Source organism: Kitasatospora sp. NPDC032150, from assembly GCF_055579945.1.
The window spans coordinates 1-20,838 of record NZ_JBVIMH010000053.1 but is presented as its reverse complement, the minus strand read 5'-3'; the positions used below and the strand labels follow the sequence as shown (position 1 = coordinate 20,838).

Annotated in this window: 18 protein-coding genes and 3 pseudogenes; 7 read left to right on the top strand and 14 right to left on the bottom strand. The window is 70.1% G+C overall.

Annotated elements, in window-relative coordinates; translation table 11 throughout:
* Positions 1-28: 28 nt before the first annotated feature.
* The 9 genes from ACZ5ON_RS33955 to ACZ5ON_RS33915 form a co-directional block, all read right to left on the bottom strand.
* Positions 29-292, bottom strand: coding sequence for a hypothetical protein (locus ACZ5ON_RS33955; protein WP_465600877.1), 264 nt, complete (start codon positions 290-292; stop codon positions 29-31).
* Complete coding sequence (locus tag ACZ5ON_RS33950) at positions 264-2,171, bottom strand: ABC transporter ATP-binding protein (protein ID WP_465600874.1); 1,908 nt, start codon at positions 2,169-2,171, stop codon at positions 264-266. Before ACZ5ON_RS33950 ends, ACZ5ON_RS33955 begins: the two co-directional genes overlap by 29 nt.
* Positions 2,168-5,359, bottom strand: a complete 3,192-nt coding sequence (locus ACZ5ON_RS33945) for a lantibiotic dehydratase (RefSeq protein ID WP_465600872.1) — start codon at positions 5,357-5,359, stop codon at positions 2,168-2,170. Before ACZ5ON_RS33945 ends, ACZ5ON_RS33950 begins: the two co-directional genes overlap by 4 nt.
* Before the next feature lie 43 nt (positions 5,360-5,402).
* Complete coding sequence (locus tag ACZ5ON_RS33940; protein ID WP_465600869.1) at positions 5,403-6,818, bottom strand: lanthionine synthetase C family protein; 1,416 nt, start codon at positions 6,816-6,818, stop codon at positions 5,403-5,405.
* A gap of 85 nt (positions 6,819-6,903) precedes the next feature.
* Positions 6,904-7,086: a hypothetical protein gene (locus ACZ5ON_RS33935; protein ID WP_465600867.1), complete on the bottom strand. Its 183-nt coding sequence runs from the start codon at positions 7,084-7,086 to the stop codon at positions 6,904-6,906.
* A 163-nt stretch (positions 7,087-7,249) separates the two neighbouring features.
* A complete protein-coding gene (locus ACZ5ON_RS33930; protein ID WP_465600864.1) occupies positions 7,250-8,596 on the bottom strand; it encodes a S28 family serine protease in 1,347 nt (448 codons plus the stop codon).
* A gap of 366 nt (positions 8,597-8,962) precedes the next feature.
* A complete protein-coding gene (locus ACZ5ON_RS33925) occupies positions 8,963-9,286 on the bottom strand; it encodes a hypothetical protein (RefSeq protein WP_465600861.1) in 324 nt (107 codons plus the stop codon).
* Between the two features lie 160 nt (positions 9,287-9,446).
* Positions 9,447-9,704, bottom strand: coding sequence for a hypothetical protein (locus ACZ5ON_RS33920; protein WP_465600859.1), 258 nt, complete (start codon positions 9,702-9,704; stop codon positions 9,447-9,449).
* Positions 9,701-10,015 carry a hypothetical protein gene (locus ACZ5ON_RS33915; protein ID WP_465600857.1) on the bottom strand — a complete coding sequence of 105 codons (315 nt, stop codon included), beginning with the start codon at positions 10,013-10,015 and terminating at the stop codon, positions 9,701-9,703. The genes ACZ5ON_RS33920 and ACZ5ON_RS33915 overlap by 4 nt, the downstream gene beginning before the upstream one ends.
* Between ACZ5ON_RS33915 and ACZ5ON_RS33910 the strand changes: the two genes are divergently transcribed.
* On the top strand, positions 9,898-10,641 hold the full coding sequence (locus ACZ5ON_RS33910) for a Ku protein (RefSeq protein WP_465600899.1): 744 nt from the start codon (positions 9,898-9,900) through the stop codon (positions 10,639-10,641). The two genes, ACZ5ON_RS33915 and ACZ5ON_RS33910, sit on opposite strands and share 118 nt — an antisense overlap.
* A 57-nt stretch (positions 10,642-10,698) precedes the next feature.
* On the opposite strand, the pseudogene ACZ5ON_RS33905 reads toward ACZ5ON_RS33910, so the two are convergent.
* The 5 genes and pseudogenes from ACZ5ON_RS33905 to ACZ5ON_RS33885 form a co-directional block, all read right to left on the bottom strand.
* Positions 10,699-11,355, bottom strand: a pseudogene (locus tag ACZ5ON_RS33905) (alpha/beta hydrolase family protein); the annotation flags it as partial.
* Positions 11,356-13,521: 2,166 nt separating this feature from the next.
* Positions 13,522-14,400, bottom strand: coding sequence for a GNAT family N-acetyltransferase (locus tag ACZ5ON_RS33900; RefSeq protein ID WP_465600854.1), 879 nt, complete (start codon positions 14,398-14,400; stop codon positions 13,522-13,524).
* A gap of 187 nt (positions 14,401-14,587) precedes the next feature.
* Complete coding sequence (locus ACZ5ON_RS33895) at positions 14,588-15,463, bottom strand: IS5 family transposase (RefSeq protein WP_465600851.1); 876 nt, start codon at positions 15,461-15,463, stop codon at positions 14,588-14,590.
* Positions 15,397-15,936 (bottom strand): SDR family NAD(P)-dependent oxidoreductase, encoded by a 540-nt coding sequence (locus ACZ5ON_RS33890; protein WP_465600849.1) that lies wholly within the window; start codon positions 15,934-15,936, stop codon positions 15,397-15,399. Before ACZ5ON_RS33890 ends, ACZ5ON_RS33895 begins: the two co-directional genes overlap by 67 nt.
* A 294-nt stretch (positions 15,937-16,230) precedes the next feature.
* Positions 16,231-16,791, bottom strand: a complete 561-nt coding sequence (locus ACZ5ON_RS33885; RefSeq protein WP_465600847.1) for a TetR/AcrR family transcriptional regulator — start codon at positions 16,789-16,791, stop codon at positions 16,231-16,233.
* A 166-nt stretch (positions 16,792-16,957) separates the two neighbouring features.
* On the opposite strand from ACZ5ON_RS33885, the gene ACZ5ON_RS33880 reads away from it, so the two are divergent.
* The 6 genes and pseudogenes from ACZ5ON_RS33880 to ACZ5ON_RS33855 all read left to right on the top strand — a co-directional run.
* Positions 16,958-18,013, top strand: a complete 1,056-nt coding sequence (locus ACZ5ON_RS33880) for a hypothetical protein (protein ID WP_465600844.1) — start codon at positions 16,958-16,960, stop codon at positions 18,011-18,013.
* A 163-nt stretch (positions 18,014-18,176) separates the two neighbouring features.
* Positions 18,177-18,968 carry a pirin family protein gene (locus ACZ5ON_RS33875; RefSeq protein ID WP_465600841.1) on the top strand — a complete coding sequence of 264 codons (792 nt, stop codon included), beginning with the start codon at positions 18,177-18,179 and terminating at the stop codon, positions 18,966-18,968.
* 242 nt (positions 18,969-19,210) lie between these two features.
* Entirely contained in the window at positions 19,211-19,333 is a 123-nt protein-coding gene (locus ACZ5ON_RS33870) for a hypothetical protein (RefSeq protein ID WP_465600838.1), read from the top strand.
* A pseudogene (locus ACZ5ON_RS33865) lies at positions 19,330-19,608 on the top strand (DUF6262 family protein); the annotation flags it as partial. The gene ACZ5ON_RS33870 and the pseudogene ACZ5ON_RS33865, both read left to right, overlap by 4 nt.
* 154 nt (positions 19,609-19,762) lie before the next feature.
* Positions 19,763-20,206, top strand: a complete 444-nt coding sequence (locus ACZ5ON_RS33860; RefSeq protein WP_465600902.1) for a hypothetical protein — start codon at positions 19,763-19,765, stop codon at positions 20,204-20,206.
* A gap of 35 nt (positions 20,207-20,241) precedes the next feature.
* A pseudogene (locus ACZ5ON_RS33855) lies at positions 20,242-20,838 on the top strand (hypothetical protein); the annotation flags it as partial.

Here is a 20,838-nt window from a genome sequence, read left to right as displayed (position 1 = left end):
AGCCCGCTGGGCACCAGCCGCCCCGGAATCAGGAACTGTCCTTGCCTGCCCGCGACCGGGCCATCCAGTACGTGCCCTGGCCGATCATCAGGATTCCGAGCAACTGCGGCGCATGCCGGATGAACGGATCGTCGCCGAGCGGGAACCAGCCCAGGGTTGCACCAGCCACCAGCGCGATTCCGAGAACGGCGAGCGCCACACCGCGCATCAGCCAGGAGCGGGCCGGGCGCTGCTCGGCGGACGGACTCTTCGCGGCGGCACCATCAGGCAGGTCGGAATTTCGCGGAGTCATGCTGCGATCCTACCTTCCCTGACGTGTCGTCAATCTCCGGGTTCGGAACGGGATCGTCGTCCAGGTAGCCCGCCGCCTGGAGCGTGAACAGCCTGGCGTACGCCCCGTCGAGCCGCATTAGCTCCCGGTGGCTGCCGCGCTCGATGAGCGCCCCCTGTTCCAGGACCAGGATCTCGTCGGCCATCCGGACGGTCGAGAAGCGGTGGGCGATCAGGACGGCGGTTGCGCCGGCGGCGATCTCCTGGAGCTTGCCGAAGACCTCCGCCTCCGCCTCGGCATCGATCGACGCGGTCGGCTCGTCCAGCACCACCAGCGGTGCCCTGCGCATGAACGCGCGGGCCAGGGCCACCTTCTGCCACTGGCCGATCGACAGTTGCCGACCGCCCTCGAACATCCGCCCCAGCACCGAGTCGTAGCCCTCCGGCATGCGGCCCAGGAACTCGTCCGCGCCGCTCTCGCGGCCGGCGCGGCGCACCCGGCCGCTGTCCCCGAGGTCGGCCACCGACCCGAAGCCGATGTTCTCCGCCGCCGTCATCTCGTACTGGACGAAGTCCTGGAAGATGACCCCGATGTTGGCCCGCAAGTCGTCCAGGTCGTACTCCTGGATCGGCACCCCGTCGATCAGGATTTCCCCGGAGGTCGGCTCGTAGAGCCGGCCCAGCAGCTTGACCAGCGTGGTCTTGCCGGCGCCGTTGTGCCCGACGATCGCCGTGCAGCGGCCAGCCGGGATCACGCAGGAGAGCCCGGAGAACACCGGCCGTTCGGTGCCCGGGTACGTGAAGCTCACGTCCCGGAACTCGATGCCCTGCTTGAGCTTGGCAGGGAACTTCCGGGTGCCGCCGGTGATCCGGGACTCTGGCAGGTCCAGGTACTCGAAGACGTTCCCGACGAACAGGACGTTCCGGTAGAGCTCGCCGATGCCGAACAGCACGCTGTGCGCGGACGCCTGCACCACGTTGATCGCCTGGGTGTACGCGGCCAGTCGGCCGACCGCCCCGGCCGACGCCGTGGTCGCCAGCGCGTACACCAGCGCGCCAGAGGAGACCAGCACGCTGAGCAGCCCCAACGGGAAAGCCGCGAACGCCTGCTTTCTGGCCAGCACCCGGTCCGTCCCATAGAACTCCTCGCTGAGCGCCCGGTACCGACCGACGAACAGCCCGCCGAGGTTGAACAGTCTGACCTCCTTGAACGTCCGGTCGGTGGTGGTGAGGTACTGGAGGTACTGCATCATGCGCCGCTTCGAGGCCCGCTCACGCTCCACCGTGTAGCCGCGCCGCCCGTAGATCAGCGAGGCCGCGATCGACGGCGCCGGCGACACCAGGATGAGCAGGCCGACCCAGATGTTCCAGGAGAGCAGCACGCCCGCCACGGAGGCCAGTTGGACGGTGCTCTGGCCGACCTCGATGATCCCCTGGAAAATCTGGTACGGCCGACTGGTGCCCTCGCGGTTGGCCCGCTGGAGGATGTCGTAGGTGTCGGCATTCTCGTACTGCTCCAGGTCCAGCCGGGTCGCCTTGCTCATCAGCCGCTCGTTGACCCGGTACATGAACTGCAACTGGAGCAGCATCTTGGCGTACTGCTCCCAGGTGGAGAACAGGTGCATCAGGACGGCCAGAGCGGCCAGCAGGCAGCCGGTGACCACCGCCGCCCGGGTCGAACCGCCGCCCTGGATCGCGTCAACGACGCTCTGCACCGCCTCCTGGGTCAGTTTGATCTGCAGCGACGGGAGCAGCCCGGTGACCAGCGTGAGGCCGAGCACCACGCAGACCGTCCGCGGGCTGAGCCGCCAGAACAGCGCGACCACGCGGGCGCCCGTACGGAGCCGCGACCAGCGGCCCGCCGGCCTGGCCGAGTCGTCGGTCGGGTCCGTGCCGCTCATCGGGCCCCCGCCCGGGCTGGCACGTCCACGGGCCTGGCCCGGATCGCGTCCAGGGCCAGCCGCCACAGCCCGTAGCAGTACTCCTCCTTCTCCCGGTCCACGCCGAGCAGCCGGTTGCTCTGCATGTGCGCCAGGCTGACGAGCACGGCCTGCTCGACCGCCACGCCCCGCTCCCCCGGATAGTGCCGGCGCACCGCCTCCCGCAGGGCGACGACCGCCGGCCGTTGCGCGGCGAACAGCGGCGCCAGCAGCTCGCGATGTTCGGCGGCGAGCGGGAGCGGGTGGGCTGGCCAGGGCGCCAGGAGGTTGGTGAGGTAGCGCCGTTCGGACCGGAAGTCTTCGCGCATGGCCCTGGTGAGCTCAGGCAGCAGCGGCGCCCGCTCCGGGGCCGCGTCGTACCAGTCCCGGTAGAGCGCATGGTGCGCGGCGATCAGCAGGTGCTCCGCCGCGGGCGGGCCGTCCCCGGCCGAGGCCTGCAGCAGCCGGACTACCAGGTCGCTGTTGGCGCCGAACAGCCGCTCCGCGTCCGCGATCACCTCGATGCCGCCGTAGCGTTCGATCTCCCGCTCGTAGGTGTCGAGCTGGACGCGGGCAGCGACTCCTGTGCCGACCAGCCGGCGCCCCCAGCGCACCGCCTCCAGCAGGACGGCCTCGCGGGCCTCCTCGTGACCGGCGTGCAGGCGCACCCGCACGTGGGGGTCCGGGTCGGCGTACCGGACGAAGAACCACCGGTCGAGCAGGCCGTGCCCGCCCAGCCCCGCGGCTAGTTCGGCCAGCGGGCCGGTGATCAGCGTGTCCTGGGCGGCGGCGTCGCCGTACACCTTCAGATAGGTCCACTCCCCGCCGGGCGGGAACCGCCGCCGGGAGCTGCGCAGGCCTACCCGCTCCGGGATCTGCACCAGCCGCCGGTACGCGGCCTCCGGGGTGCGCGGCACGTCCGGCGCGGTGCCGGCCTCTGCCCGCACCACCACCGGCACCACCAACTCGCTGACGTAGGAGCGGCCTTCGGTGTCCCGCAGCCACAGGTCGGCCGTCCCGGGCAGCATCTCGTGCAATTCCAGGAAAGCGGGCGAGCCGTCCCGCAGCGCCGACAGGGCTTCCCGGTGCAGCTGCTGCCGGCCGAGGGCGCTGTCCAGGTCGAGCAGCAGGCGGTTGTCGAGCTGGACGACGTAGACGTACCGGTCGATTCCCCAGCGTTCGCGCAGCGTCGCCAGGGCGGCGTCGAAGCGCTCGCCGTCGTGGTCGTCCGGACCGGCCACCAGCTCACCAGGCCGCAGGTTCCACTGCGCCGAGCGGAGCACCACGTTGCCCCGGCACACCCGGGGCAGGAACGGAAGGGTGTCCAGGTCGTGCCACTGGAAGCCGACCGGCAGCGCGACGCCGTCCTGGGACGCCTCCAGAACGAACCGGGCGGCGTTCGGCGCGGTGGTGCCGACCAGCATGTGGGTCTGCTCCGCGACTACCTCCCGGCCCAGGCGCAGCGAGCGCAGGTAGAACCGCTTCGCGGTGGCACCGACGACGAGGTCCGACAGCGGGATCTGTTGCTCCCGCGGCACCGTCGGCAGCGCGTTGACGAGGATCTCGTACGCGCGAGTGGCCGGGTGGGTGGCCACATTGGCCCCGACCGCGAAGGTCGGCTGGTAGTTCACCTCGGCATGGATCGCGTCGCCGCCGCGCTCCTGGGCGGTGCCCACGTAACGGCGCAGCTCCTCGACCGCGTCCGCGCCGAGCACCCCGCCGAAGCGGCCCACTGAGCGGCCGCCGAAGGTGACACCGTCGGCCGCCACCACGAGCCGCCAGTCGCCCGCGTCGATCGCAGCCGGGGAGGCCGCCTGCACCTGGCAGAAGAGGTCGACGGCGGGCAGCGGGCGTGCGTCCGACGAGGCCGGGTCCCAGACCGTCATCCGGTCCACGTCCTCGTCCGAGAGGGTCAGCGTGCGGCTGCCCGAGCGCAGGCAGTCGGCCAGAAGCCGGGCCAGGTGGCGCTGCTGCGCGTCGGGGCGGCCTGGGTACGGCGGGATACGGGGACTGCGCGGCGCGGCGGGCTGGGTGTATGTCGCCGGCGCGCCCAACCCTGCGGCGGCGTCGAGCAGTTCCAGCACCGGCACCTCGGTGTCGGTGCCGTACCGCTCAACGAAGCGCTCGTGGTACTCCGCGAGGTGCGCCTGCCGGACGGGATGGCAGCCCAGCCGCATCAGCGTCTCGACGGCGAGAGCGGCGGCGACCCCGATCGCCCGGTTCACCGAGGGCTCACGCACACCGAGCCGGGTGTCCACGTGGAACGGCACGGCCGTGGCGTCCTTGTGGATCTCCCGCTGCTGCTCCGCCGCCTGTCGGAGCAGCCCGGACCTCGTCCCGGGTCGGGCCCGGTCGCTGCGGTCGAGCAGGTCCCGCAGGTCCGCCCAGGCGGCGGCCCCTGGCCCGGTGCGCTCGGCGAGCAGCCGGTGCAGATGGGTCTCAGGGCGGAAGTCGGTACGCAGCGGCCTCAGGTCGGTCAGCAGGAAGCGGGACTCGTGCAGCATCAGGAGGAAGCTGCGCGCGGACTCCCGGTACTGCTCCCCGGTCTCGGCGACGAGCGCGTCGACGAGTTCGCCGAACGGGACGGGCTCCGCGCAGAGCACGCCGATCCGGCGTAGCATCGGCGTGGCGGCGATGGTGATCGCCCGGTTGTCGCTCTTGCCGTAGACGTCCGCGTAGGGGAGCACAAAGCGGTCGTCCAGGTCGGCGATCAGCGGGTTCCAGAAGAGCCGCGAGCGGGCCATCAGCCCCTGGTCGGACTCGAGTGCGCTAAGGCGGTCCATCAGCCACCGCATATCCGAGCGGGTCTGGGTGACGGCCTCGGCCGGGGAAAGGACGGTACTGGTCGACTCGGACAGCGGTATGAGGGCGACGCCCGCGAACGCACCGAACGGTGTGGGTCGGCTGCTCATCCGGCCGATGTAGCGCGCCAGACCGGACAGCAACCGCTCGGTCCGGCGCTCGCTGTCGGCCCCGCCCGCCTCGTACCGGTCCAGCGCCCGCGCCAGGTCGGGGCTGGCGATCTGTAGGGCCTCCCGTACCTCGGGCCGGGCGGCGATCTCCAGGATTCGGTCCCGGCCGTCGTTCAGTTCCGTGAAGGTCGCCATGCTCTGCATCGGCGCCCGCAGCAGGGCGAACCCGGCTGGCTCGTAAAGGCCTTGTGCCACCATCGTCGTCCTTCCTCGTTCCTCGGCCGCCGCCTTGCTTCGCTCCTCAGCCATGGAGCATCAGGCCGTTCCACCACAGTTGCCGGCCGCCACCGCTGGCCGCCAGCAAGGCCAGGCCTACGCCGGCGGCGCCGGTCAGGAAGCACGGGTCGTCGACGAAGTTGCCCGTCGACTCCTCGTCCCGGACGACAAGCGGGTGCGCCGGGTCGCACTGGGCGAGCAGCTGTTTGGTGAGCCAGTTGACGTCGTCCTGGGCCGCCGGGTTGCCGGGTCGTGCTGTACTCGTCTGCTTCTCGCTGGTCTGCTGTGTGTGCGTCTGCTCCGCGAAGAAGACGGCTGTGCAGAGCAGGCCGGCCACACCGTGGCAGATCGTCGGCGAGGAGACGGACTCGGGCACGGCCCGGACGCGGGCCATCGCGGCACCGTGGGCGTCGACGGCGGCCGACAGCAGGGCGGTGTCGCCCAGTGCCGTGCCGGCCTGGAACAGGGCGACGGCGACCCCGGGGGTGCCGTAGCACCAGGCGGTGCGGGTCGGGACGGCCTCGACCGGGTCCGCTGCGCCGTCCTCGGTAAGCGGCACCCCGGCAGGCCAATCCGGCCCGAAGTGGTCCGGCGTTGACCAGTCGAGCAGCCGGTCCGCCAGCCGACTCAGCGCGGCGCGGACCACGGGACCGTCGCAGCCGGTCCGGTAGGCGGTGGCGAGCGCCGATAGTATGCCGGGGATGCCGTGGGAGAGCCCGGTGTTGTAGTAGCCGAAGGGATACTGCTCGCGGTACTCCTCCAGCGGGAACTGCTCGGGCATGATCCGGCAGGCCAGGTCCCTGTCCGAGCCGCCGACCGTGTCCAGGAGGTATCGCACCAGGATGTCGACGGTCTCCCGGTGTTTGGAGAGCGCCTCGGGGGCGGAGATCAGTGCTCCGAGCACGCCCGCCGCGCCGGAGATCACGTCGTAGTCGGTGGCGGCGTAACTACGTTCGCTTACCGGCCAGTTGTATCCACGAACCTGCTCGGCCACCTGCTGCCACAGTCGGCGGGCGCTCGGCGCGTAGCGGTCATCGGTTTGCCGGAACTCCTCGACTGCCAGGGCCAGGCCCGAACTGCCCAGCAACAGCGAGGTGGTGGTGAGCGGATGGGTGTGGGTGCTGCCGACCGCGCCGCCGAGCTGGGCCTGCGCCCGGGCGAGCCACCCCTGGTGCGCCCCCTCCTCATTCTCCGGGCTCCCGTCGATCTGCGCGCTCTCCGCATGCTTTGCCAGGGCGAGTTGGAGCAGGGCCACGCCGGTGTGCCCCTTGCCGAGGGACGCACCTCCCCACTCGAAGGGGTTTCGGGCCATGGCGGCGGCCCGCTCCACTGACTCGGCAACCAGCTCCTCCTGGGAGAGGCGCTCCCCGATCAGGGTGGCCCTGGCGAGCGCCGCGGCCGACAGGTCAGGGGGAGCTGCGGAGTTCCAAAGGTTCGACATGGCCACCCGTTCTCTGGTGCGTGTTCCGGACGTCAAACGCGGGTGCCGGCCGTCCCCGGGGACGGCCGGCACCTTCTCATCGGTATCAGCAGCCGATCGGGCACTGCGTCATGCAGCTGAGCACGGTGCAGCTGGCCTTGACCGAGGGGCAACGGCTGGTGCAGCCGAGGCAGGTGGCGGTCGGCCACGGCTCGGCTGCGGTCTCGCCCTGGGCGGTCACCTTGACGTCGAGCACGAAGGGGTCGGCGACGGTGGTGGTTGCAGACATGATGCTGTTCCTTTCGAAAGAAGGGACGTGTGAATGCTGCTGCCGGACATCGGAAAGCTAAGTCGACGGACGCACTCGAATCAACGCGTCAACGCCCCTGTAAAGGCAGTTGAGAGAAGCGCCATATGCCGCTTCTGACAATGGACCAATCCCGTTTGGCGCGTTAACGCAGTGTTTTACGGCCGCCCCAACGGGCCAGCATCGCCTTGGCCCTGGCCGCGTCGGGCGCCGGCAGCGCGGCGAGCGAGGTCGTGCCGTGGGTGGCGCCAGGCGCGGTGAGCACGGCCGAGTCCCGGGTGCACTCGCCCACCGCGAACCTCTTGGCGCCCCACGGGTCCCGCTGCCCGTAGACGAACATCAGCCGCTCGCCGCCGTGGTTGATCCAACCCTGGACGTCGCGCATCGCGTCGGCGTCGAAGGGCCGGTCCCGCAGCTCGGGTGGCAGGAAGTTCCGGATCCGGTCCACGTCCGGGTAGCGGCGGAGGTCCGCAAGCCACGCAAACGACGGTGCTGGGCTGCCGAGTTGGGTGGCCGCCTGGTAGTAGTAGCCGACGTGCGCCGAGATCCGCTGGTCGGTGTAGCCGTCCAGTCCGTCGAGGCTGAAGTTCAGCCAGCCCCACAGGGTGTCGACGGTGGCGTTCGACACTGGCACCAGGCCGCACCGTTCGTCGCCCCACAGCATCCAGAAAGAGAACACCGACTCCATAGCCAGGTACTCCACCGCCCGGTCGGTGGTGGCAAACGTCCGCGTGAACGTGTACGACCCGGCCCGCGCCCAGGCATCCAGCCGGGCCGCCAACTCCTCCCGGTGCTGCAGTAGCTGGCGGCTCACCCGCTCCACCCCGCCCCGGCACGCCGGCTCCCCGACGGTGGCCAGGAACCGGTCGTAGGCGCCGTTGTCAACGCCGTCCACGTTGTTCGGCGCCACGTACGCAACCGTGCCCGCCACGTCCTGCGGGTAGAAGCGCCGGTAGTAGACGGACGCCATTCCGCCCTTGCTCCACCCGGTGCTGATCCAGTTCCCCCGGTACACGCGCTTCAGCGCTGACACCACGGCGTGGTAGTCGTCCGCCGACTGCCTGATGGTGAGCGTGCCCCAGTCGGGCGGGGCCGGCGTCGAGGACGCGAAGAACCGGTGCTCGATCTTCAGCTCGTTGCCGTCCAGCAGTGTGGCTGGCTCGCTCCGCGCCGGGGTCTCGTCGAGCTCGTACCCGGTGGAGTAGAGCACCGTCGGCGCGGAGAGCGAGCGGTGCACCAGGTTGAGCCGCTGCTGGAACGTCCCCTTCGCGTGGTCGGCGTGGTCGACCCACTGCCGAAACTCCATCAGGTACTGCCGACCCCCGCCGTCCACCGTCCGCTGTTCCCGGATGGTCAGACCGGGCACCTTGCCAAGCAGGAGCGTGATGTCCGCCTGCCTGCGCTCCGCCGCGTCCGCACCAGCGGCCAGGGACGGTGCCGCAGTGACGAGTTGCAGCACAGCCAGTACGGCCAGCACGGCAGCGAATATCACGGACAGCGGGTGGATTTTTGTTCTTGTTCGTGTCATGGCGTTCCTCCCGAGGGTATCTGGGGTGTTTCGCTGACTTCGTGTCACCTTAGGTCGGAGAAGAGCGAATGGGACGGGAACGGAGAATGTGGTTGTCGGTCACGGAATCCTCGGAAAGACGCAGAAGGCCTCAGGACGGGCAGCCTATTGCGCGTCCACCTCCGGTCCGTTCGAGCAGGCAATGACGGCCCGGCCAGGCATCGGCGCGCTGGCAGCCCCCTCCCCAGTCCGGGCCGCACCACGGCGCGGCCTGCAGAGGTCCGCGGAAGAACGGGTAGATGCGCAGGAAGTCGGCGGATCCGACTTCCTGCGCGGCCGGCCACCGCAGCGTCAGGATCGGCCCAGAGCGAGGAACGCCAGCCCTGCGGCGAGGATGGCGAAGCCGGACCATGATGAGACGGCAGGGAGACGTTCGGCGAGCACGGCGACGGCGGGCTCGGCCAGCATCAGCGTCGTGGCGGTCTGGACGGTGGCAGGCCGCCGGCCGCGCTGTGCCGACGGCGGGTGTTGTAAAAGTCCGCGTTCCAGGTCGCGATCTTGGTGGACGGTAAGAGCCTGCCGAGCGCCCTGCTGCTTGGCGGAGCCGCGTTCGGCGAAGCTGACTCTCTGCGTCGCGGTTCTGGGAGGGTCGTCCCGCTCTTCACGTAGTGGCACCGAGTCATGGAGGTGGCCGGTGAAGTGCTAGCCCGGCTGCCCCATGGCCCTGCTGTCTGCTTGGGCCACGGCTGCGCGACGCCACCGGCCGCGCCAGAGTCTGCCGGAACGCCGAATCGGGCGCCCGGCCACCGCGATAGTGACTGGGCCCAACTCGCCTTTACAGTCCGTCCCACCAGCTCCCGGTGTCGTCGCGGTCGGCGGCGAGGCCGAGCTCCAACTCCCGGGCGGCGTCGCGGACCATCTCCGAGACCCAGTCGACCAGGTCGACCGGCAGCTGGATGGTGCGTTGTTCGATGTCATGCGGGGTGCCGATGGTCACCCAGACGTCGCTGCTGCCGGACGCCCCGGCTTGGTGGGCGAAGGCATCCAGGGCGTCCGCAAGCTCGGCCGCCGCACCCGCGCTGTCGCCCGTCACCAGCTCGCTGGCCCAGCCGAGGCAGCCGGCTCCGGGGTCCGGCGCGGATCGTAGAGGTACCAGGCCCAGTCGAACGTGTCCGGGCCCCACCGCACCAGCGCCACCCAGCTGGTCGAGCCCTGGTGCAGGCGCCACCGCTCCACCCGGCCAGGCCGCCACCGGCCGCTGATCCGGATCTCCACCCACCGCCAGCGTGGCTCGGTGTCCCAGCTACGCCCGAGGCCGGACATCAGCTCGCGCGGCGCCTGCACCGCATCCCCGGGCAGGTGGTCCGGGTGCTGGCGTCGGGAGAAAGGGACTGCGCCGGTCACCCCTCCAAAGTATTCGAACTGTTGTTCTAGTTCAACTTTCGTTCAGCTTGGGATCCGGCCATCGGCGCAGGTCGCGGCCGCAGCTATCTCCTGAGGGCCCGATCCGCCGCAGTTCAGGATGGGTAGGCATCAAACAGGGGGCGGGACGCAGCGGGGGACCGGGCCTGGATGCCGGGCAGCGACCGTACGCGCTGCTGCGCCAGGCCATTCTCGATGCCGACCAGGTCGGCATCGCCCGCGTGGCGCTGAGGAGCAAGGAGAGTCTGGCCGTGCTGAGGGTGCACGGCGGCAACGTCATCGCGCTCCACACCCTGCTGTGGCCAGACCAGCTCCGCCCCACCACGGACCTCGCCCCGCACGATGTCGAGCTCAGCCCGACAGAGGTCCAGCTCGCCAGGCAGCTGATGGAGGCGGTCACCGCCGACTTCCGGATCGAGACCGAACACGACGACTACGCCCGCGCCCTGGAGGAAGTCGTCGAAGCCCGCCTCGCCGGCATCGAGCCTCCGCACGCCCCCGCTTCCCGCGTTCTGCCACCCGGCCGCCCCGTCACAGACCTGACCGCCATCCTGGAACGCGCGATCGCCGAAGCCCAGGAGCAGCACCCAAGGCCCGCCACGGTGTGAAGAGCACCAGCACCACGAAGAACGCGAAGAAACCCCCGGGTTGTCGTCGGTGAACGTCCCATGGTTCGAGCCCGCGATGGTCAGCCAGCGCTTCCAGCCGTCGAGCTTGGCCCAGGCATCCGTCCAGGTGTCATCCTCCTGCCCGGCGGGCAGCGGGTGGCCGATCATCATGAACGGCTTGCCGCCGAGTCCGCCGGCGGGGACGTGGTAGTGCATGGTGCCGTCCAGGTCGACCCCGGCCCTGATCCGGTGGTCCGTGGCCAGGGCTGGGACGGCTGTCGCGCCGCCCATTGAGTGCCCGGCGATGCCGATCCGGTGGACGTCGATCATGTGGGCGTAGCGCCAGGCGGGGTGCGGGTGGGCGGTCAACTGGTCGACGACGAAGGACATGTCCTTCGCCCGGCTCGCCTCGACGACCGCGGGGCCGCCCGGGGGCGGCGTGTCACAGATGGCCGCGCAGGTGAGTGTCTGCCCGTCGGGGAACGTCGTCCCGGTGTTCTCGTAGGTGTGGTCGACGAGCGCGACGACGTAACCGCGACTGGCCAAGCCCTCGGCGAAGGTGGTCAGTTCGGTGCGCGGTGATTTGAAGCCGGGAGAGAGCAGCAGCAGGGGGAACCGGCCGTGCCGCGGGAGCGCGTCGGACCTGGACCACGTCCCGACGCCGGCGAGCGCCTCGGCGGGGATGGTGTTGCCCGGCAGTTTCCCGTCCAGCATGAGCCTGGCCGCCTGGGACGTCATGTACGGGGCCGGGCCACCCGTGCCGGCGATGGCGGGGTAGTACATCGACACCATCAGCTGGCGCGGACCCGCCAACGGAACCCACGGGTCGGGCCTGTCCTGGTCGACGAGGCGCAGGATCTGCCGCCCGACAGCGTTCGGACCGGTCGGGCGCGGGAGGTCGAAGTGGAGGGCGGCGCGCGCGGTGGCCGAGCTGGCCGACCCCACCGAGGTGGCCGAGACAGTCGGCGACGGGGATGCGGCCAGCGCAGAGGTGGAGGCGGCGACGGACAGCGGCAGCGCAAGCAGCGGTGCCGCCGCAGTAGTGCGACGAATTCCAATCATGCGAGGAACCTAAGGTGACCGCACCCCAATTGACGTCCGCCCAGGGATGTAAATGCTTTGACCAAAAGTACTGTTGCGCAGGTGGCCTGAGAAGCTCATGTGCACTCGCCATCCACAGGATCCCGCACTCAGCCAAGCTGCCGCGGGTGTGGCCGAAGCTCGCCACCACCCGACTTAGACCGACCGGCAATAGGGCCCGCGGCGTCGCGTGCCGATAGCTCTCGCCTGGGCGCACATCCCTCGTCGCGCGCAGCGCCGCTGCGCTCTCCTCACGATGCACGCCCAGACTCGGCTCTCGACCCGCTCCTTGATCCACGCTCCCTATTGCCGGTCGGTCTTAGAAAGTGTGCGGCACCTCGCGAAGCTGGCCGCCGCGGAACCGGTTCCGCAGGGGTCACGAACCGTTCAACGAGCCGGACCGGCCGACGACACGACGGGGCGTCACGTCGGACGAGGGCGCCATGACATGAGTCCCTGGGGCGGCTGCTGACCTCCCCGCGCTCCTCGAAGCCTGACCAGCGTCCGCCGCGCTCCACATCACCCGATCAGTGGCTCCGAAACTCGTCGGAGTGGCTCCCAAACCCGCCGGAAATCACCGGACACTAGCGAGTACGTCCCCGCCCCGAACGGCCCAACGCTGGCTCTCAATGCCGCTGGAGCCGCGGCTCTGATATGACCCGACGAAATCATACGGCGGAGCAGGAGCGGCAGCTCGTAACCAAGCTCCCGCTCCACCTGTTCAACCTCGATCTTCGTGATCGGGGGAAACGGCTGATCCGGGAGACAGTGATTTGGAGGCTGCCCGTCAAGGCTTGGACGCGGAGCAGCTGGCCGAGAGCGGGCGGCTGGCGGAGGCCGAACGTCAGGCTGCGCACGGGTTGTGGGCCGCTCTGCCTGTCGAGGACCGCGTGGATGCCCGTACCCAGCTCAATCACGTCGTCGACGGTGTGCCGGCAGGCGCGGCATAGGAACCCGGGTCTCACTGGCTGGGCCGGGATGCGGGCCACCTGCGGTGCGCTGAGGCTGGGATGGTGAGCGTCATCGTCGTCCTGGAGAACCCCGGCTCGGCCCACGTGGTGGTGCACGCGGCCGCGTCCGATCCTGACATGCCGAGCGCCCCCGGCCCGGTCACCGCCTGCGGCCTCGACACCGCTGAGATGGTCAGAAACACATGGCAGCCAAGCGAACCCAGCCAACACTGGTGGCCACCCGAACTGCGCAGCCGCACCTGCCCACACTGCGACCACGCCATCCGAACCGCGTAGCGCCGGGAGCACGGCGGGAACCAAGGCACCACGCGGGTATCGGGCACACCGGGTGCAGCTTCCACTGCTGCGAGTGCGGTGCCGGCCATGAGTACCACTGCGTCTGCTGACCTAGTGTCAACCACCGTGGCGGCCGTCGACCTGGCGGTGCGCGGGCTGGCGGTGTTCGCGCTGCCGCCCGGCGGTCGCCGTCCCGAGACCGGGGGTTGGAGTGCACGGTGCTGGGTCGACCCGGACCAGGTGCGCCAGCGGTGGCGGGCGGACGGATGCCGGGCTGGCGAGCCGGGCCCACGGTCACTGACCGCCCGTCAACGGTAGCGGACGGCACCGACGACGCTCAGCTGAACACGGCGGCCGCCACCAGGCGGTGGCGGCCGGGCTCCATGTCGTCGGCCAGGCCCCGCAGTTGGTGGACTGCCCCGTCCCAGCCCTGGCTGTATCAGTAAGGTCCGGTCAGCGCGGTCGGGTGGTGCGGGGTCTCCTCTAGGGCGTGTATCGAAAGCACGGACAGGCCGGGCGGGGTGATGCCCCGGTCCGGCCCGTCCGCTCTCTGCTAGAGGTCGAGCTGATGCTGGTGTGTCGTGTGCGTGGGTGTGTAGCCGAGACCGTCGTTGATCCGTCGCATGTGCGCGTTGCTGTCGGCGGTGTCGGTCAGGAGGCCATCGAGGTTCGGATAGTCCCTATGGGCTTGTCGGATCGACTCGGCCTTCATCCATCGGCCGAGGCCGTGACCACGGTGCTGGGGCAGCACGCCCGTGCCGTAGTGCTGGCCGTCACCTGCGCCGTTGCCGGGGATGACGAGTTCGGTGAACCCGGCGATCGAGCCGTTTGAGGCGTCGATGGCGACGACGGTGTGCAGGTGGTCGCCGCGCTGTTCGACGGCCTTCGCCGCGGCCCGCACGCGGTCCACGTCCCAGGCCACGGTGCCGTACTCGGCGTCGTCCATGGGCATGTCGTCCATGGCGCGGCGTGAGGCGGCGAACGTCCGGGCGAGGTCGTCGGGGACGGTTCCCTGCCATGACGTCAGCCGGTAGCCGGGGTGCGGACGCTCGACGATTCCGGCGAGGACGGTGGTGTCCACGTCGGCCATCGCCAGGCGGGTGTACCTGAAGGTGAGGACCTTCCGGAAGCCGCGTGCCGCCAGGAAGTGGTCGCCGGGCGATCCGGCTTCGGCCTGCGCTACGACGCGGCGTCGGGCGTTGTCCCGGGCGGTGGCCACGGCGGTGTCGAGGAGCCGGGAGCCGACGCCCTTGCGGCGCTCCGCGGGATGAACGCGGAGGTCGAGCTCGGCGAGGTGCTCTTGTCCGCCGTCGAGCAGGCGCAAGAAGGCGGTCCCGGCAGGGATGGAGTCCGCGTCCGAGGCCAGCCAGGCGAGACGCCGGCCGTGCGGCCCGTGAGCGGGGTCGGTCAGTGGGGTGATGCGAAGGGACAAGGTGTCTCCGTCGAGAGGAGGTGGCAAGGGTCAGTACGCGAGCTCAACTCCTGGGCACTCGTGCGCATGTGCTCCACACCTCCTGGTCGACAGCGCCGGCCTGCACCGATGCGGGCGGCTGGGCGAACCTAGCTGGCCGCCGGACCCCTGGGCAACGGATTAACGAAAAGGCGGTGCGGGTTTGTGGTCACAGCCACTCGTTGATGGCCGCGACGAGGACGGTCGCCTCATAGCGGACCGCGAGCTTGTCGTATCTCGCGGCCCCGGCGCGATGCCTTTTGAGACGATTGATGCCACATTCGACCGCATGCCGAGCCTTGTAGTCCTCGGCGTCGAACTTGGGCGGCCGGCCGCCGCGAGCGCCGAGTCTCTTGCGGTTGCGAGCCTGGTCGGCCTTGCCCGGGATGGTGCAGCGAATGCCACGTCGGCGCAGGTAGGCGCGGTTTCTGCGGGAGGCGTACGCCTTGTCGGCCCGCACGCGATCGGGGCGGACGCGTGGCCGGCCCGGTCCGATGCGGGGCACGCGAACCTTCTCCAGTACCGGTTCGAACTGCGGCGAGTCTCCACGCTGCCCGGCCGTCACCACGATCGACATGGGCTTCTGCCCCTGCTCGACGGCCAGGTGCAGCTTGGTGGTGAACCCGCCGCGCGAACGCCCCAGCCCGTGATCACCAGGCTCGGCAAAGACACCACCCGGTGACTCCTTCTGCAGATCACCCCGCTTCCGGGCCCCGGCCGCATGCTGATGGGCACGGCACATCGTGGAGTCGACGCTCAGGTCCCACGTGATCGCACCCTTCGCGTCAGCCAGGGACTGAAGCTGGGTGAGGACCCGGTGCCAGGTGCCATCCCGTTGCCACCGGCGGAACAGGTCGTAGATCCGGCCCCACGGCCCGTACTCGACGGGTACGTCCCGCCATGGAACACCGGTCCGGACCCGGAACCGTATGCCGTCGATCAACTGCCGCCGAGACCAGACAAGCGGTCGACCTGCCTTCACGCCCTTCGGCAGCAACGGCTCCAGCGCCGCCCACTGCTTGTCCGTGAGATCTCCCCGCCCCATGAACGGTGATCATGCACCGCCTCAAGATCCACTTTCGACACACGGCCTAGTTGTACAGTCCCCCCGGCGCCCCAGGAGAGCACCGAGTGGATGTCGACCAGAGCCCCACCGCCGTTCCGCGCCAGTACCGGCGCGAAGGCGCGGGCCACCCGCAGGGCTCCGAACACGTTCGTCTCGAAGGTGGCCCGCACGTCGGCCATGTCCGCCTGCAGCAGCGACGAGGGATGCAGAACGCCCGCGTTGTTGATCACGACGGTGACGTCCCCGGCCCGCTCCGCCAGCGCCGTGACGGCCGCCGGATCGGTCACGTCGAGCGGCACCGCCTCGATCCGCGGGTCCTCGCTCGGGCGGGGCTTGCGCGCCGTCGCGTAGACCTTCACGGCGCCGCGCCGCAGCACCGCTTCGGTGAACGCCCTGCCGAGACCGCGCTGACCGCCGGTCACCAACACCACGGAGCCTTCGAGCGCAGTCATGCTGCGCCTCCTTCTCGGTCGTTCGACCCTTACGCTTTAGATGACTATCATCATCTAAAAGTCTGAGGCAGGTACCCCGTGGCGCGGCAGTCATCCCGATCCGCCACGGGCACGGGCCGGGAGGAAGGCAGCGCGAAGACGCCCGAAGATGCCCAGAGCATCCCGAGCCGAGACCAAGCGGCACCATTAGCCCCGCAGAAGGTCCAGCCAGTTCCGCCGTGCGAGGGGGTCCGGCCGGGCGGGCCTGGCGCGCCGTGGCAGGGCAGCTGCCATCGGCGGTAGACCCGCTCCGGGTCAGCCGGCCGTCGCCAGCGCCGCGCGGGCAGCCGCGAGGATCTCGTCGGACAGTGGCGAGTCCTTGGTGGCGCGGGCCAACACGACCGCGCCGAGCATCGTGCACAGCCGGGCGATGCCGTCCTCGCCGTCGGTGGCGAGCCACTCGGCGAAGTCCGCCACCCCCTCGGCGTAAGTGTGGTGGGCCTCCCGGCCGCCGGCCTCATGGGCCATGTCGGCGGCGAGCGCCGCGGCGGGACAGCCCACGGCCGGCTCATCCCGGTGCCGGGCGGACAGATACCCGTCGATCACGGCCTGCTGGGCCTCCTCGCGCCGACCACGGTGGTCTTCGAGCGCTTCGGCGCGCCGCTCGGCCAGTTCGCCGAATGCGTGCCCGATCGCCTCATCGATCAGCGCCTCCTTCGAGGCGAACTGCTTGTAGAAGCCGCCATGGGTCAGGCCGACCGTCTTCATCAGATCGGCGACGCTCACGCTCGTGCCCTGCTTGCGGAACAACCGCGAGGCCGCCACCACGACCCGCTTGCGGTTCTCCTGCGCCTGCGCCTGCGACACACGGCCCATAAGCACCTCCTCGTTTGGATGACAGCCGACATTTATCGTACTCTCGTTTTAGATTACGGTCATGATCTATATGGTGGCGCGCGCCCAGCAGAACCTCGCCGCCGACCCAGCCGCGGCCGGAGAGCCACCCGGCACCCTCACGCCCCCTCCAACGGAAAGACCCCTGATGCAAAGCCCCATAGGATCCGCTCCCGGGCAGGAGCAGACGCCCGCCGCGACGGCCGCCGAGCTCCCGCCGCCACCCAGCCCGACCCACCGGAACCGGCCGGCCGTGCGGACCTGGCTCCAACCAGCCGTGATCGCTCTGGTCGTGGTGGCGGCATTCCTCGGCTGCTACCTCGGCCTGCAGCGCAACCCCCAACCCCACCGGATGCCCATCGCGGTCACCGGGCAGCAACTCGCCGGCCAGCTCCGCCAGGCGCTCGGCGACAGTGTCGACGTACACCCGGCCACGGACGCCGCGGCCGCGCGCCGCGCCCTGGCGCAGCACGACGACTCGGCCGCGCTCAGCAGCACCCCCGACGGTCGACTGCACCTGGAGGTGGCCGGAGCCGATGGCCTATCCACCACCACGGCCGCGAAGAACCTGGTCGGCGCCTACGCCAACAGCGCGGGCAAGCAGGTCACCACCACGGACGTCGTGCCCCTGGCCCGCTTCGACGCCCGCGGCCTGGCCGGCTTTTACCTGGCATTCGGCGTGACCCTGGCCGGATTCGTCCTCGCACAGAACGCCCTCGGCCTGGCCGGTCTGCTGCACCTGCGCCACCGGTTCTGGCTGATCTCCGGCGTCTCCGTGGCCATCGGCATCGTCGCCACCGCCATTGCCAGCCCCATCCTGAAGGTCGTACCCGCACCCTTCGCCCCGCTGTGCTTCACCCTCACCCTGCTGGCCGCGGCCGCCGCCTTCACCACCAAGCTCCTGGGCGCCTACCTCGGCCCCATCGGCATCCCCGCCGCCACCCTGCTCCTGCTCACCGTCGGCAACTCCACCAGCGGAGCCACCATCGGGGCCGACCTCCTGCCCCCCGCCGCCCACGCCGTCTCCGCCCTGCTGCCGCCGGGTGCCGCCGTCCGGGCCATCACCGACCTCAGCTACTTCCACGCCGCCCACCTCGCCGGCCCGCTCGTCACCCTGACCGCATGGGCCGTCGTCGCCGCACTCCTGGTAGCCCTGCGCTCTCGTCTGCGCAGCGCGAACCCGAGCAGGGCCCACGCCAAGTGACGCCGGAGGCGCCAGTCGCATACCGGAGGCACCAACCGCACAGCGCAGGCACGTGCTGCCCATGGTTCGCGAGCCGTCCTGGTGCACCGGATTGCGCAAGGAATAGTTGAAGGATCAATTAAGCTGGAGTGGTCGAGGCCCACTCACCCGGGCACCTGAAAGGATGACCTCAGTGAGCACCACCAAGATCAGCCCCCAGATCGACGTCCGCCGCGCCGGCGATCGCTTCGCGACGAAGATCGACTGGCTGGACTCCAAGCACTCCTTCTCCTTCGGTGGGCACTTCGACCCCGCCAACACCCACCACGGACTGTTGCTCGTCAACAACGACGACATCGTCCGCCCGGGCGCCGGGTTCGAGACCCACCCTCACCGCGACATGGAGATCGTCACCTGGGTGATGCAGGGATCGCTGGTGCACCAGGATTCCACCGGTCACTCCGGCGTGATCTATCCCGGACTCGCGCAGCGCATGAGCGCCGGCACCGGCATCCTGCACTCGGAGAAGAACGACTCCTGGCGCCTCAACGGCGGCGATGCCCACACCGACCCGGTCCACTTCATCCAGATGTGGGTCGTTCCCGACGAGGTCGGGATCGTACCGGGCTACGAACAGCTCGAGATCGAGCACGAGCTGATGTCCGGCAGCCTGGTCCCGGTCGCCTCCGGGATGGACAGGCACGACGGCGCCTGCGCCATCCGCATCAAGAACCGCTACGCGGCGCTGCACGTCGCCCGACTGCAGCCCGGCCAGAGCGTCGAGTTGCCCGACGCCCCCTTCGTGCACCTCTACGTCCCCCGCGGCGAGGCCGCGCTGGAAGGCGTCGGCCCGCTGAGTGCCGGCGACGCCGTGCGCTTCACCGCGACGGGCGGGCAGAAGGTCACCGCGGTCGAACCGGCCGAGATCCTGGTGTGGGAGATGCACGCCACCACCGCGCGCAGCCGCAGCGGCTGAGCCTCCTCCAGCGTTGCGATGATCTCGTCGAACGCCTGCAGGATGGTCCTGCGGTAGCTGGTCGGGTGATCGTTCTCCTCCGCCGTGTCGAACAGCTTCCGCAGCGGGTGGGCGGCCGGGGCGGCGGCCATCCAGCTCGCGAGCGAGGGGAACAGGTTGGACTGACTCATCTGGTGTCCTTAGGGATCACGCCGGAGGTCTGGTCACTCCACGGGGCGAACATGAAGTGGCGGACGGAAGACTTGACCGACCAGGAGCGGGCCGAGATCGAGGAAGCGAGCAGGACCCTGCGCAAGATCCGGGCCGCGAACGGCCGCACGCTGCTGCCGCTGACCGTCGTGCGACGCTCCGAGGAGGGCCTGTGAGTGGGAAGCGGACACCAGCCGACGTTCTGCGTGAATCGCGGCGGAGCGACAGCCGGGACAAGCGCACGAGGGTGCTGGCGGTGCTGCAGGAGCTGGTCGCCAACGGCGAGCCGGTCACCTTCGCTTCGGTCGCCAAGACCGCGGGGGTGTCCAACTGGCTGGTCTATGCGGAGGGCGTCCGCGAGCACATCGAGGCCGCTCGCGACCGCCAAGCCGCGCGCCCTGCGCAACCTGGGGTCGGACGACCGGTGAGCACGGCGTCGTTGCGCACGGATCTGGAGATGGCTCGGCACGAGATCGCGGCCCTGCGTCAGGAGCGGGACACACTCAAGGACCTCGTCCGGCGGAACTTGGGACAGCAGCTCGACCAGGTCGGCGCCGGAGAGCTAGTGGGCCCGTGTCAACGAACTGACCAACCAAACAGACGAGTTGCGAGCCGAGAAGAGCGCCTGGGAGAGCGAGAAGCGAGAGCTTCAGGAGGCGCTCGCCGAGGCGGTGGAGGACCTGGAGGGGGCGCGCGCGAGCCTGCGTCAGATGGTGCGGGCCGCGAGCACCGTCGGGTGGAGTCGACTTGTCGTCGAGTCGCGCGGTTGGGGCTACCAGGTGTGGAGCGAGCCAGCGGTGGAGCGGTTGGAGAACCTGCGTTTCCTGGCCGGCTATGGCCGGGCCTGGCTGTTCGACCCGATGATCCTGGCCGCACTTCGGCTGGCCGATCTGGACGGCGCGACCCTGGCCGAGGCGTTTACCTCGGTCCCGGCCTTCGCGCCCGGCGCGGTGCGCTCGGCGGTGTTCCATCTGCTCTGGTCGGGGTGGCTGACCACGGACCTGGACAGTCCGCTTGGGTCGGCGCATGTTCTGCGGCGGCGGCCGTGAACTCCGGGGCCGTGAGGCTGGGAGTCGGCACCCGGATGCTCTACGACGGCGAACTGGTCGAAGTCGTCGAGACTGCGGCGACGACGGCCGGCAACGAGGTCGTCCTGAAGGACAGGCTTGGCCGGTTGGTGCGGGTCTCGGTCAAGGAACTGCTGTTCTCCGACCGGGTGCAGTTCGTGCCTGACGGGCCGGGGCCGTCGTCGGCGGACGACATGGACCTGGCCTCCGTTGTGCTGTCCCAGCTGGGTCTGGAGGAGCGGCGGCGCCTGCTGGAGAGGGCCGAGCACGTCCGAGAAGTCCTCTATGGCTACCGGTCGGGCAGCCGTGGGCTGGCCCGCGAGGGCGAGCCGCGTCCCGGCTACGATCCGGCGCTGCCGAAGATGGTCCGCTATCAGACCAAGGCGGACGAGCTCGGCGTGTCGGTCCGCACCATCGGGCGATGGGTCGCGGGACTGGAAAGCGGCGGCGAAGCCGCTCTGGCGACCACGGCGTTGGCGAAGAGTGTCCTGGACCGGTGTGATCCGCGCTGGGTGGAGACGGCAACGCCGCTGCGTTATGGCATGAGTGCGCAGGTCAAGGGGCTTGAACAAGGCAACGGGACACCTGTAGATCAACGATCGGCGAAGAAAGTC

Bases quoted from the DNA above. Each gene is read 5' to 3' on its own strand.
- ACZ5ON_RS33945 (WP_465600872.1), bottom strand. From the start codon at position 5,359: ATGGTGGCACAAGGCCTTTACGAGCCAGCCGGGTTCGCCCTGCTGCGG.
- ACZ5ON_RS33885 (WP_465600847.1), bottom strand. From the start codon at position 16,791: ATGGGCCGTGTGTCGCAGGCGCAGGCGCAGGAGAACCGCAAGCGGGTC.
- ACZ5ON_RS33875 (WP_465600841.1), top strand. From the start codon at position 18,177: ATGACCTCAGTGAGCACCACCAAGATCAGCCCCCAGATCGACGTCCGC.
- ACZ5ON_RS33880 (WP_465600844.1), top strand. From the start codon at position 16,958: ATGCAAAGCCCCATAGGATCCGCTCCCGGGCAGGAGCAGACGCCCGCC.
- ACZ5ON_RS33890 (WP_465600849.1), bottom strand. From the start codon at position 15,936: ATGACTGCGCTCGAAGGCTCCGTGGTGTTGGTGACCGGCGGTCAGCGC.
- ACZ5ON_RS33955 (WP_465600877.1), bottom strand. From the start codon at position 292: ATGACTCCGCGAAATTCCGACCTGCCTGATGGTGCCGCCGCGAAGAGT.
- ACZ5ON_RS33940 (WP_465600869.1), bottom strand. From the start codon at position 6,818: ATGTCGAACCTTTGGAACTCCGCAGCTCCCCCTGACCTGTCGGCCGCG.
- ACZ5ON_RS33895 (WP_465600851.1), bottom strand. From the start codon at position 15,463: ATGGGGCGGGGAGATCTCACGGACAAGCAGTGGGCGGCGCTGGAGCCG.
- ACZ5ON_RS33935 (WP_465600867.1), bottom strand. From the start codon at position 7,086: ATGTCTGCAACCACCACCGTCGCCGACCCCTTCGTGCTCGACGTCAAG.
- ACZ5ON_RS33950 (WP_465600874.1), bottom strand. From the start codon at position 2,171: ATGAGCGGCACGGACCCGACCGACGACTCGGCCAGGCCGGCGGGCCGC.